The following is a 12,059-nucleotide window of genomic DNA, read 5'->3' as shown; positions in this document are numbered from 1 at the left end:
ATTGCGTTGCGCACTCTGAGCGAGCTTCCCATGATCGAGCAATGTTGCAAATGTCCGGGGAGCGGATGAGCTGGCTCGCCGACACGATCCGCAGACACAAGTCCGGCCATGCGGTCGGCGTCTACTCGGTCTGCTCGGCGCACCCCACGGTGGTCGAGGCGGCGATCATGCAGGCCGCCGACGACGGCGTTCCGGTGCTCATCGAAGCCACCTCCAACCAGGTCGACCAGTTCGGCGGCTACACCGGAATGCGCCCGGCCGACTTCCGCGACCTCGTCCTCGGCATCGCCGACCGATGCGGATTCCCGCGCAGCCGGGTCGTGCTCGGCGGCGACCATCTTGGCCCGAACCGCTGGCAGGGCGAAACCGCCGACGCGGCAATGGAAAAGGCCGACGCCCTGATCGCCGCGTACGTCGAGGCCGGCTACGCCAAGATTCACCTCGACTGCTCGATGTCCTGTGCCGACGACCCGGCCGTCCTCGATGACGAGACCGTGGCGCAGCGCACCGCACGCCTACTGCACGTCGCCGAACAATCCGCGCAGCGCAGCGGCGCCGGCCTTCCGATGTACGTCATCGGCACCGAGGTGCCGGTTCCCGGCGGGGCCCACGAGACGCTCGGCGTCCTGACCCCCACACCCGCGGACCGCGCGCAGCGGACCATCGACGCACATCGCGCCGCATTCGCCCGGTCGGGGCTGGACCACGTGTGGCCTCGCGTCATGGCTCTGGTGGTCCAGCCCGGCGTGGAATTCGACCATCTTCAGGTCATCGACTACCGGCGCAACGCCACCGCGGAGCTACGGCGCGTTCTCGACGTAGAACCACACCTGGTGTTCGAGGCGCATTCCACCGACTATCAGCGACCCGCACAATTACGCGAGCTCGTCGAAGACCATTGGGCCGTGCTCAAAGTCGGCCCCGGACTGACCTTCGCGATGCGGGAGGCACTCTTCGGACTCGCCCACATCGAGAACCAACTGCTGCGGGATACCCGGTCCGACCTGATCGAGGTCGTCGAACGACGCATGCTCGCCAATCCCGGGTACTGGCAGGCCTATTACGACGGGGATCCCCAGACCCAGCAGACGGCCCGGCGGTACAGCTACAGCGACCGCTTGCGGTACTACTGGGCCGACGACGAGGTCGACGCCGCGCGCCGACACCTCCTGGACAACCTCGACCGGGTCGGCATCCCGCTGCCCCTCGTCAGCCAATTCCTCCCCCATCAGTACGACCGCGTCCGCGCCGGCGCACTGGACCTGAGCGCAAACGCCTTGGTGATCGACAGGGTTCGAGATGCCATGCGGCCCTATGCGCGTGCCTGCCTCACTGAGAACAACACCACCGGAGACCATCGATGACCAGTTCCACGCCCGCTCAAGAGGACGGCGGCGCAACGATTCTCGAGATCGGCCAGCAGCCCGGCGTGTGGCGCGAGGTTGCCCGTCGCAACGAGCCCGCGACCACTGAGTTTCTGCGCGCGATCATCGAGCGGCCCGACATCCGGGTCATCCTGACCGGCGCGGGCAGCTCCGCGTTCATCGGCGACATGGCAGCGGCCGCGCTGCGCCGGCACCTCGGACGCCGCGTCGAAGCGATCGCCACGACGAGCATCGTCAGCAACCCGCTCGATCACCTCGAGCGGCATGTCCCCACGCTGATGGTGTCGTTCGGCCGTTCCGGCAACAGCCCGGAGAGCCTGGCCACCACCGCGCTGGCCGACGAGCTGATCGATGATGTCTGGCATCTCGTCCTCACCTGCGACGCCGGCGGTGCGCTGGCGAAGGCGCACACCGGCCGGGCGAACTCCGCCGTGGTCTGCATGCCCGAGCGTGCCAATGACACCGGTTTTGCGATGACCTCGAGCCTGACCTCGATGCTGTTGACGTGTCTGCGGCTTCTCGGCCCGGCCACCGCCGAGCACGGTGAGGCGCTGGCCGCCGCAGCCGAACACGTCGCGGGTCTACAGAGCGACATCGCGACGCTGGCCAGGACCAAGAAGAGGCGGCTGGTCTACCTGGGCAGCGGAGCGCTCGAGGGGCTCGCGCAGGAGTCCGCGCTGAAGATGCTCGAGCTGACCGCCGGTGAGGTCGATACCTACTTCGACTCCCCGCTGGGTTTCCGGCACGGGCCGAAGTCCGTGCTCGACGGTGACACGCTCGTCGTCGTCTATGCCGCCACCGACCCATACACCCACCGCTACGACCTCGACATCATCGCCGAGATTCGCGCCCAACTCGGCGATGACGCGGTCGCGGTGATCAGCACTGTCCCGCTGCCCGAGGAGTACGGCGATGCTGTCGTGCTCCCAGGCCTCGACGGTCTGGACGACGCGCTGGTCGCACTGGCGTATGTGGTGTTCGCGCAGTACCTCGCACTGTTCACCGCGCTGGAGCACGGCAAGACACCGGACAACCCGTTTCCCTCCGGCGAGGTCAGCCGCGTCGTGCGGGGCGTCACGATCTATCCGATGACCAGGAACGGACGGTAGACGATGGCACGTTATCTGGGGGTCGACGGCGGCGGTTCGAAGACCGCGCTGGCGCTCGTCGACGACACCGGCCACATCATCGCCCGCGCAACGGCTCCCACGTCCTACTACTTCAACGACGGCTTCGACATCGTCGAAAAGTCGCTCGCGCAGGGCGTTACGGACATCTGTACCCAGGCCGGAATCACGCCCGCCGACATCGATGCCGCCTTCTTCGGACTGCCCGGGTACGGCGAGGCGAGCGGCGACATCGAAGCCCTGGACGCGGTACCCGCCGGCGTGCTGGGCCACGACCGCTACAGCTGCGACAACGACATGGTCTGCGGCTGGGCCGGCTCGCTGGCCGGCGAGGACGGGATCAACGTCATCAGCGGCACGGGCTCGATGACCTACGGCGAACGCCAGGGCGTCGGCCATCGCGTCGGTGGCTGGGGCGAACTCTTCGGCGACGAAGGGTCAGCGTATTGGATTGCCGCACAGGGACTCAACGCCTTCTCCCGGATGAGTGACGGCAGGCTGCCGAAAGACCGGCTGCACGCTCTGATGAAGAAGCGTCTGGAGGTCAGCGGCGATCTCGACGTCGTCAGCCTGGTCATCGACACGTGGAAGGGCAACCGCAGCAAGATCGCCGCCTTGGCGACGACGGTCTGCGAGGCCGCCGAAGCAGGAGACGAGCCGTGTGCCCGCATCCTGTCCGCGGCGGTCGGCGAGTTGGTCACCCTGATCGAGACGACCCGGACGCTGATCGGATTCACCGATGCCGACACCGTGCCGGTGTCCTATTCGGGCGGGATGTTCTCCAACAGCGGCTTCCTGAACCAGTTCGTCGACGCTTTACAGGCCTCCTCAGCCACGTATGACCTGCAGACTCCCCGGCTCGACCCGGCAGTGGGCGGTGCGCTCTACGCCGCCAAGCACAGCGGCCATCCGCTGAGTCCGGCTGCTGTGCAACACCTTTCCGACCACAACCCGACAAGGTGACCTCACCATGACCACGACCACCGCACCACGGACCCGCAGCTGGATCTTCTACGCCGCCCTGCTCATCCTGTTCTGGGGCGTGTGGGGTGCATTCTCGGCCCTGCCGTCGTCGAAATACGGCTACCCCGACGAGATGATCTACAGCATCTGGGCGCTGACGATGATCATTCCGGCAGCCGTCGCACTGCGCGGGCAGAAGTGGGATCGCCGCCCGGCCGCGACCATCTACGGCCTGCTGATCGGCCTCACCGGCGCAGGGGGCCAGCTGATCCTGTTCCAGGCGCTGACGATGGGCCCGGCCTATCTGATCTTCCCGATCGTGTCGATCTCACCGGCCATCACGGTGATCATGGCGATGGTGCTTCTGCGCGAACGCATCTCACCGCTGGCCGTCGTAGGTCTGGTCTTCGCGCTCGCGGCGATCGTGTTGTTCACCGTCACCGGCGGCGACAACGAAGGCTCGTCAGGCCCGTGGCTGTTGCTGTCCATCCTGATCTGCGTGGCGTGGGGCGTGCAGGCGTACTTCATGCGCAAGTCCGCAACGGTCGGGATCAACGAGGCCACCACATTCGGGTGGATGACGATCAGCGGCCTGGCTCTGATCCCGGTAGCGCTGATCTCGCTCGGCGGCATACCCACCGACTTCCCCTGGCAAGCGCCCGCGCTGGCGGCCGGCACCCAGATTTTGAACGCGATCGGCGCGCTCTTCCTCGTGATGGCGCTGGCCCGCGGCAAGGCGTCGATCGTGGCGCCGACGACGAACGCGCTCGCACCGGCGCTCACCGTGATCATCTCGCTCATCGCCTATCAGACCCTGCCGACGCCGTACGGTGCGATCGGCATTGTGCTGGCGCTCGTCGGCTCGACGCTGATGGTGTACGCCGACGAGAAGCGCGGCGAGTCCGTCACCGAGGCGGTGCGATGAAACCCACGGTCGTAATCATCGGCGCGGGCAGCGTCGAGTTCACCCGCGAACTCCTCGGCGACATCCTGTCATTCGCCGAGCTGGGCTCGACGCGGGTGGTGTTGCACGACATCGATGCGCAGCGGCTCGAGACGGCGCAGGCGATCGCTCGCGCGACCGCGCTGGCCGCCGGCGCCGAGCCCGAGATCGTGGCCACTTTGGACCGCCGCCGCGCGCTCGACGGCGCCGACTACGTCATCAACGTCATCGCCGTCGGGATGCACGAGGCCACGGTGCGGGACTTCGAAATCCCGGCGCGCTACGGGCTGAAGCAGACCATCGGGGACACGATCGGCGTCGGCGGCATCTTCCGCGGCCTGCGCACCTTCCCGGTGCTTGCCGAAATCGCACGCGACATGGCGCAGGTGTGCCCCGACGCCTGGTTGCTGAACTACACCAACCCGATGGCGATGAACGTCTCGTTCCTGCATGCTGTCGCGCCCAAGCTGAAAGTGCTTGGGCTGTGCCATTCCGTGTACTGGACGATGGTCGGACTGTGTGAGCTCATCGACGTGCCCTACGACGAGGTGGCGTACTGGTCGGCCGGAGTGAACCACCAGGCTTGGGTACTGCGGTGGGAACGCGGCGGCCAGAACCTCTATCCCTTGCTGGACGAACGCATCGCAGGCGACCCGGAGTTGCGCCGACGGGTCCGGGTCGACATGTACCGCCGACTGGGCTACTACCCCACCGAGACCAGTGAGCACAGCAGCGAGTACGTCGGCTGGTATCTGCACGATGACGCCGAGATCGAACGGTTGCGCATCAACGTCGGCGAGTACGTGTCGATCAGTGAGGCAAACCTCGCCGAATATGCCCGGGTACGAGCCGAATTGGCCGACTCCCCGACATTGCCCATCGACACCGGCTCCACGGAGTACGCACCGCAGGTGATCCATTCCCTGGAGACCGGCACGCCGCGGGTCATATCCGCCAACGTCATCAACGACGGGCTGATCACCAACCTGCCCGACGGGCTGGCGGTCGAGGTGCCGACACTGCTCGACTCCCTCGGGGCACATCCGATGAAGGTGGGCGACCTCCCGCCACAGTGCGCGGCGCTCAACCGGAGTTTCCTCGGGCCGGTCGATCTCACGGTGCGCGCGGCCGTCGACGGCGATCCGCGGCTGGTGCGGGCCGCGGCGATGGTCGACCCGAACACCGCAGCGACACTGACCGTCGATCAGATCTGGGCGCTGTGCGACGAACTGACCGACGCGCACGGCGACCTGCTACCCGCGCCGCTGCGTTCCCGATCCGCCCGAGATCTCGCCAACTAAGGAGTGTCACCGTGATTCGACGTAGGTTGTGCATTGCTCTGGCCGCCGTCCTCACCGTCGTTCTCGCCGGGTGCGGCGGCGGAGGCGGGTCGTCGGGCCCCACCGAGATCGCGGTGTGGCACGGCTATCAGGACACCGAGGGCGAGGTGTTCAAGAACCTGGTCGACCAGTACAACAAGGAGCATCCGGACGTCAAGGTGTCCGAGCTGTACTCCAAGAACGACCTTGTGCTGCAAAAGGTTCTGACCGCGGTTCGCGGCAACAGCGCACCGGATGTGGCGTACATGTTCGGCTCGTGGTCGCCCAACATCGCGAAGATTCCGTCGCTGGTCGACATGGCCGACGAAGTCAAGAAACCGGACTGGAAGTGGGACGACTTCTACGAGGCCGAGCGCAAGGCGGCGACCGTGGGCGACAAGGTCGTCGGCGTGCCCGCACTGGTGGACAACCTGGCGATCGTCTACAACAAGAAGCTGTTCGCCGACGCCGGCGTGGCACCGCCGACCCCGGAGTGGACCTGGGACGATTTCCGCGCGGCGGCGGCCAAGCTCACCGACCCCGCCAAGGGCCAGTTCGGTTGGCTGATCCCTGCCGACGGCAGCGAAGACACGGTGTGGCACTACATTCCGATGCTGTGGGAAGCCGGCGGGGACATCCTCAACGCCGACAACACCAAGGCCGTCTTCAACTCCGATGCCGGTGTACGGGCGCTGACGACGCTGCAGCAGATGGCGGTGACTGACAAGTCGCTGTACCTGGACACCACCAACGAGAACGGCCCCAAGCTGATGAACAGCGGCAAGATCGGGATGCTGGTCACCGGCCCGTGGGACCTGTCCTCGCTGTCGGACATCGACTATGGCGTCCAGGTGATGCCCAGCTATCCCGGATCGGCCGGCGGACACCAGACCATCGCCGGACCCGACAACTGGGTGGTGTTCAACAACGGCGACAAGCGCAAGCAGGCCGCCATCGACTTCGTGAAGTGGCTATCGGCACCCGAACAGGTCAAGAAGTTCTCGTTGGGCACCGGCGACCTGCCGATCCGCGCCTCGGTCGGTGACGACAAGTCCGTGCTCGCCGAACTCGACAAGAACGTCCCGGGCACCGCGGCGTTCGTCGAGAACCTGAAGAACGTGCACATGGTGCGGCCCCAGGTCGAGCAGTACCCGGCGGTGTCGGAAGCGCTCGGTCAGGCGGTCATGTCTGTCATGCTCGGCACAGAGCAGCCCAAGGCCGCACTGGACTCCGCCGCCCAGGCCGCCGACGCGAAGCTGGCCGAGAAGTAGGGAGCCTATGCCTGCACTGCTTCGGCGACTGAGCCGCACGGACACCGTGTCAGGGTGGGCGCTGGTCAGCCCGGCCGCGATCCTCATCGGGATCTTCGGGCTGCTCCCGGTGCTGATGTCGCTGCAGTTGTCGTTCCAGAAGTCCGATCTGCTCAGCGCCGAGACGCCCTGGGTGGGATTCGACAACTACAAGAAGCTGGCCGACGACCCCGTCTTCCTCGATGCGATCAAGCACACCATCATCTACACGGCGCTGTTCGTGCCCGGCACGATGCTGGTGGGGTTGTTCGTCGCCGCGGCGCTGAACCGCTCGGTGCGGTTCATCTCGGTGTACCGGACCGCGGCCTACATCACGATGGCGGTGTCGACGATCTCGCAGGGCATCATCTTCCTGTGGCTGACCGACCGTGACTACGGTCTGGTGAACGCTGCGCTGAACGCGGTGGGTGTCTCCTCACAACCGTTCCTGGCGTCCCCGTCGCAGGCGCTCTACGTGATCGTGGCGATGACGATCTGGGGCTGGACGGGTTTCTCGGTGATCGTGTATCTGGCTGCGCTGCAGGGTGTTCCAGCAGAGCTGCACGAGGCCGCCGCGATCGACGGCGCGTCGGCGTTCACCCGGTTCCGCACCATCACGGTGCCGTTGCTCGGTCCGGCGAACCTCTTTCTCCTCGTATGGCTGACGATCAACGCCCTGCAGCTCTTCGACGAGGTCTATGTGACGACTCGCGGCGGTCCGCTGCGGGCCACCACGGTGATCGTCTACTACTTGTGGGACCGGGCTTTCGTCCAGTTCGACGCCGGCTACGCCGCCGCGATGGCCTACGCGCTGTTCGTCGTCATCCTGATCGTCACAGCGGTTCAGTTCCGGCTGGCCCGAAGGTATGTGCACTCATGACCGGCCTTCTCACCCCCCGCAGTGTCGCCGAGGTCGACGCGGTCGAGCCCGACCGGACGTCGCGATGGCGGCTGCCGTTCAGCCCGTGGCATCTGGTCCTGATCCCGTTGACGTTCCTTCTGTTGGTGCCGTTGCTGTGGATGCTGGTCACGTCGCTGGAGACCGAAGGCGAGGCCAATCGCTTCCCGCCGGTGCTGTTTCCGGAGAGTCCACAGTTCTCGAACTACTCCGAGGCGTGGGCCGCGGCGCCGTTCGGGCACTTCTTGCTCAACAGCGCGGCGGTGACCGGTGTGGTGTTGGTGAGCAACCTCGTGGTGTGCAGCCTGGCGGGATACGCGTTCGCGCGCATCCGATTCCTCGGTCGCGGAGCGCTTTTCGTGACGCTGATGGCGACGCTGATGGTGCCGTTCCAGGTGACGATGATCCCGGTCTTCCTGATCGTCAAGTGGTTCGGCGACAACGTGTGGGCGGGTATGGGTATCGATCACATCGGTGCACTGATGCTGCCGAATCTGGCGACGGCGTTCGGCATCTTCTTCCTGCGTCAGTTCTTCATGACCGTTCCCGTCGAACTGGAGGAAGCCGCGCGGGTCGACGGGACCTCCCGAATCGGCGTGCTGGTGAAGATCATCCTCCCGCTGTCATTGCCCGCGCTGTCGACGTTGGCAGCGTTGACCGTGCTCACATCGTGGAACGACTTCCTGTGGCCGCTGATCGTCATCACATCGCAGGATCAGATGACGATCCCGCTGGGGCTGAGCTACTTCCAGGGCGCCCACCACGTCAAATGGCCGCTGCTGATGGCGGCCAATGTGATGAGCCTGTTGCCGATGCTGCTGGTATTCGTCGGAGCGCAACGCTATTTCGTGCAGTCGGTCGCGAGCCAGGGATTGAAGGGCTGAGCATGGCAGAAGTCGAGTTCCGGGACGTGACAAGGCGTTACGCCGGTGGCGTGGTCGCTCTGAAGGATTTCAACCTGACGGTTGCCGACGGGGAGTTCCTCATCCTGGTCGGGCCGTCGGGGTGCGGCAAGAGCACGGCGTTGAGACTGCTTGCCGGGCTTGACAAGCCGACATCCGGTGAGATCAGGATCGGCGACCGCACCGTTACCGGCCTGGCGCCCGGTGAGCGTGACATCGCGATGGTGTTCCAGAATTACGCGCTGTACCCGCATATGACGGTCTACCGCAATCTGGCCTACGGCCTTGCGCAGCGCAAGACACCACGCGCCGAGATCGAACGGCGAGTCCGGGAGACTGCCGCCCTGCTCGAGATCGACATGCTGTTGGACCGCAAGCCCGGTCAGCTCTCCGGCGGCCAGCGCCAGCGAGTCGCGATGGGTCGCGCACTGGTCCGTCAGCCGCAGGCGTTCCTGCTCGACGAACCGCTGTCGAATCTCGATGCCAAATTGCGCAATCAGGTCCGCGGGGATCTGAAGCGATTGCACCGCGAACTTCCGGTCACCTCGATCTACGTCACGCACGATCAGGTCGAGGCGATGACGCTCGGCGACCGGCTGTGTGTGATGTCCGGCGGCTCGATCCAGCAGATCGGCACACCCGACGAGATCTACAACCGCCCGGCCAACACCTTCGTCGCCGCGTTCATGGGCAGTCCCCCGATGAACCTCATTGCGGGCGAGGTCCGCTCGGGCGTGCTGCACCTCGCCGAGACCGCCGTGACAGCGGTCTCGACACCGGACGGTCCGGTGACGGTCGGGGTTCGTCCGGAACACCTGCAGCTTCACGCCGGCTACACCGAGGGGCTGCTGCCAGCGCGGGTCGACTTCGTCGAGCCGCTGGGCAGCCATGTGTTGGTGACCGCACTGGTCGATACCAGCGGCGCGGACAGCGCGCGGGTCATCGTCCACGCACCAGCCGGCACCGACCTGCCTGCCGGCACCCGCATCGGCCTTGAGATGCCGCCGGAGCGGACGTACTTCTTCGACGCCGACACGGGCTCCGCCCGCCGCAATCGCGAGCACATCGCGCTCTGAACGCGGCCACCCCGCTCACCGGGAGTGGTTCTTGCTTCCCGCACGGGCACCGATCACAGTGGGTGCCAGCGACAAAGGGAGGCCGATGACTGTGCAGGACACCCCGTTCGACGAGACCGTCGACGTCATCGTGGCCGGGTCCGGCGGCGGTGTCACCGGCGCCTACACCGCGGCCCGCGAGGGCTTGTCAGTGGCGCTGGTCGAGGCAACCGACAAGTTCGGCGGCACCACAGCGTATTCCGGCGGCGGCGGCATGTGGTTCCCGTGCAACCCGGTCCTGCAGCGCGCGGGAAGCGATGACACGATCGAGAAGGCGCTGAACTACTTCCACAGCGTGATCGGTGACCGCACCCCACGGGACCTGCAGGAGACCTACATCCGCCGCGGACCCGGTCTCATCGAATACCTGGAAGCCGACGAGAACTTCGTGTTCAGCGTGCTGCCCTGGCCGGACTACTACGGGTCGGTGCCCGACTCCCGCAGCGACGGCTTACGGCACATCGTGGCGGCTCCCATCCGCGGCGAGAAGCTCGGCCCCTACGCCGGTTCCGTGCGCGGGCCGCTCGACCACGACCGGCTCGGCGCGCCGGCTCCGGACAAACTCTTCGGCGGACGGGCGCTGATCGGCCGGTTCCTCGCGGCGCTGGCCGGCTATCCCGACGCGGCGCTCTATCGCAACACCCAGCTGACCGATCTCATCACCGACGAGGGTCGGGTGGTCGGGGCGGTGGTGCAGCGCGACGGCAGCCCGGTCCGGATTCGCGCCCGGCGCGGAGTCCTCTTGGCCGCAGGCGGATTCGAGCACAATCCCGAGTTACGACGGACCTTTCGCGTGCCCGGCGAGGCCCGCGACACCATGGGCGGCCCCGGCAGTACCGGTGCGGCATTGCAGGCCGCGATGCGGATCGGCGCGGCCACCGATCTGATGGACCAGGCGTGGTGGTCGCCGGGGCTGACCCATCCCGACGGCCGGTCGGCATTCGCGTTGTGGTTCACCGGCGGCATTTTCGTCAATCAAGCAGGGCAGCGGTTCGTCAACGAGTCCGCGGCCTACGACCGGATCGGCAGGCAGATCATCACCGAGATGCAGGCCGGCCGCCTGGACGTCCCGTTCTGGATGATTTACGACAACCGCGAGGGCGAGGTCCCGCCGGTGAAAGCGACCAACGTCTCGATGGTGGACACCGAGAGCTATCGGGATGCCGGATTATGGCGCAGCGCAGACACTCTGGCCGAACTGGCCGAGCTGATCGGGGTCCCCGCCGACGCGCTGGACAAGACGGTCACCCGGTACAACGCGATGGTCGCTGCGGGTGCCGACACCGACTTCGGACGCGGCGACGAGGCGTATGACCGGGCGTTCTCCGGGGGCGAATCACCCATGGTCGCGATCGACACACCTCCGTTCCACGCGGCGGCATTCGGACTGTCCGATCTCGGGACCAAGGGCGGGCTGCGTACCGATACCAGGGCCCGGGTGCTCGACGAGTCCGGCCGGCCGATCCCGGGGCTGTACGCGGCAGGCAACACCATGGCCGCGGTCAGCGGAACCACCTATCCCGGCGGCGGGAACCCGATCGGCGCGTCGATGTTGTTCAGCTATGTGGCCGCACTCGACATGGCCGGCGACGTCAGGTCAGCTTGATCAACTTGAACGGCATGTTGATGAACAGCGCGAGGCTGCGCCCGCAGGCACCCGGCTGACCCGTGGTCGAGTCCTGACCCACCAGCATGTTGGAGGTGGGGTCGGTCTGATCACCACCCGGGGTGGACCCGTGGAATCGGATCACCTGTAAGCCCGGCGCGCTGGTGCCGTCCTGGCATGGCATCCAGTCCTCGATGACCCGCTTGACCCGCCAGTCTCCGCCGGTCTGATAGATCGGAGCCGTCCACCCGGCGTCGCTGCTCACCGTGCCGGTGCATTCGGTGGGATAGCTGCATGTCGAGTTGATCGTCCAGATGCTGCGGATGCTGCGCTCATCGTGGAACACGTCATTGGTGGTCGCCCATTCACCGTTGGACGTCGCCTGGAATGTGCCGTTGAGCGCCCACTTTTCATTGGCGTTCGCGGCAGCCGGATTCAGGAGGCCGCCGAGCACCGCGGCGGTCAGCGCCGTGACGCCGATCAGCGTTCGTGACTTACGCATGTGGCCTCTC

11 protein-coding genes are annotated in these 12,059 nt (G+C 66.3%); 10 read left to right on the top strand and 1 reads right to left on the bottom strand.

All coding sequences use genetic code 11. The features are described 5' to 3' along the window. Positions 1-41: 41 nt before the first annotated feature. From G6N32_RS13185 to G6N32_RS13140, 10 genes are all read left to right on the top strand, one after another. Positions 42-1,364 (top strand): D-tagatose-bisphosphate aldolase, class II, non-catalytic subunit, encoded by a 1,323-nt coding sequence (locus G6N32_RS13185; RefSeq protein ID WP_232077623.1) that lies wholly within the window; start codon positions 42-44, stop codon positions 1,362-1,364. Then, complete coding sequence (locus tag G6N32_RS13180) at positions 1,361-2,494, top strand: SIS domain-containing protein (protein ID WP_115319977.1); 1,134 nt, start codon at positions 1,361-1,363, stop codon at positions 2,492-2,494. The genes G6N32_RS13185 and G6N32_RS13180 overlap by 4 nt, the downstream gene beginning before the upstream one ends. A gap of 3 nt (positions 2,495-2,497) precedes the next feature. Beyond that, positions 2,498-3,475: an N-acetylglucosamine kinase gene (locus G6N32_RS13175; protein WP_115319976.1), complete on the top strand. Its 978-nt coding sequence runs from the start codon at positions 2,498-2,500 to the stop codon at positions 3,473-3,475. 7 nt (positions 3,476-3,482) lie between these two features. Next, the gene (locus tag G6N32_RS13170; RefSeq protein ID WP_115319975.1) at positions 3,483-4,400 is read left to right on the top strand and encodes a DMT family transporter; all 918 of its coding nucleotides are present in this window, start codon (positions 3,483-3,485) and stop codon (positions 4,398-4,400) included. Continuing rightward, complete coding sequence (gene melA, locus G6N32_RS13165; protein WP_115319974.1) at positions 4,397-5,719, top strand: alpha-glucosidase/alpha-galactosidase; 1,323 nt, start codon at positions 4,397-4,399, stop codon at positions 5,717-5,719. The genes G6N32_RS13170 and melA overlap by 4 nt, the downstream gene beginning before the upstream one ends. An 11-nt stretch (positions 5,720-5,730) precedes the next feature. Beyond that, the gene (locus G6N32_RS13160; RefSeq protein WP_115319973.1) at positions 5,731-7,008 is read left to right on the top strand and encodes an ABC transporter substrate-binding protein; all 1,278 of its coding nucleotides are present in this window, start codon (positions 5,731-5,733) and stop codon (positions 7,006-7,008) included. 7 nt (positions 7,009-7,015) lie between these two features. Further along, on the top strand, positions 7,016-7,906 hold the full coding sequence (locus G6N32_RS13155) for a carbohydrate ABC transporter permease (RefSeq protein ID WP_115319972.1): 891 nt from the start codon (positions 7,016-7,018) through the stop codon (positions 7,904-7,906). Beyond that, positions 7,903-8,808, top strand: a complete 906-nt coding sequence (locus tag G6N32_RS13150; RefSeq protein WP_232077622.1) for a carbohydrate ABC transporter permease — start codon at positions 7,903-7,905, stop codon at positions 8,806-8,808. Before G6N32_RS13155 ends, G6N32_RS13150 begins: the two co-directional genes overlap by 4 nt. A 2-nt stretch (positions 8,809-8,810) precedes the next feature. Beyond that, a complete protein-coding gene (locus G6N32_RS13145) occupies positions 8,811-9,902 on the top strand; it encodes an ABC transporter ATP-binding protein (RefSeq protein WP_115319971.1) in 1,092 nt (363 codons plus the stop codon). Between the two features lie 85 nt (positions 9,903-9,987). Beyond that, positions 9,988-11,547, top strand: a complete 1,560-nt coding sequence (locus tag G6N32_RS13140) for an FAD-binding protein (RefSeq protein WP_115319970.1) — start codon at positions 9,988-9,990, stop codon at positions 11,545-11,547. On the opposite strand, the gene G6N32_RS13135 is transcribed toward G6N32_RS13140, so the two are convergent. After that, positions 11,534-12,049, bottom strand: coding sequence for an Rv2253/PknI dimerization domain-containing protein (locus tag G6N32_RS13135; RefSeq protein ID WP_083123087.1), 516 nt, complete (start codon positions 12,047-12,049; stop codon positions 11,534-11,536). The genes G6N32_RS13140 and G6N32_RS13135 overlap by 14 nt on opposite strands. Positions 12,050-12,059: the final 10 nt, after the last annotated feature.

Source organism: Mycolicibacterium aichiense (genome assembly GCF_010726245.1).
GTDB classification, from domain to species: domain Bacteria; phylum Actinomycetota; class Actinomycetes; order Mycobacteriales; family Mycobacteriaceae; genus Mycobacterium; species Mycobacterium aichiense.
The sequence above is the reverse complement of the archived record's forward strand: the minus strand, read 5'-3'. Positions and strand labels throughout refer to the sequence as shown.

What these genes read in the sequence shown, in the direction of transcription:
- G6N32_RS13185 (WP_232077623.1), top strand. Translation starts at nt 42, where the DNA reads ATGTTGCAAATGTCCGGGGAGCGGATGAGCTGGCTCGCCGACACGATC.
- G6N32_RS13180 (WP_115319977.1), top strand. Translation starts at nt 1,361, where the DNA reads ATGACCAGTTCCACGCCCGCTCAAGAGGACGGCGGCGCAACGATTCTC.
- G6N32_RS13175 (WP_115319976.1), top strand. Translation starts at nt 2,498, where the DNA reads ATGGCACGTTATCTGGGGGTCGACGGCGGCGGTTCGAAGACCGCGCTG.
- G6N32_RS13170 (WP_115319975.1), top strand. Translation starts at nt 3,483, where the DNA reads ATGACCACGACCACCGCACCACGGACCCGCAGCTGGATCTTCTACGCC.
- melA (WP_115319974.1), top strand. Translation starts at nt 4,397, where the DNA reads ATGAAACCCACGGTCGTAATCATCGGCGCGGGCAGCGTCGAGTTCACC.
- G6N32_RS13155 (WP_115319972.1), top strand. Translation starts at nt 7,016, where the DNA reads ATGCCTGCACTGCTTCGGCGACTGAGCCGCACGGACACCGTGTCAGGG.
- G6N32_RS13150 (WP_232077622.1), top strand. Translation starts at nt 7,903, where the DNA reads ATGACCGGCCTTCTCACCCCCCGCAGTGTCGCCGAGGTCGACGCGGTC.
- G6N32_RS13145 (WP_115319971.1), top strand. Translation starts at nt 8,811, where the DNA reads ATGGCAGAAGTCGAGTTCCGGGACGTGACAAGGCGTTACGCCGGTGGC.
- G6N32_RS13140 (WP_115319970.1), top strand. Translation starts at nt 9,988, where the DNA reads ATGACTGTGCAGGACACCCCGTTCGACGAGACCGTCGACGTCATCGTG.
- G6N32_RS13135 (WP_083123087.1), bottom strand. Translation starts at nt 12,049, where the DNA reads ATGCGTAAGTCACGAACGCTGATCGGCGTCACGGCGCTGACCGCCGCG.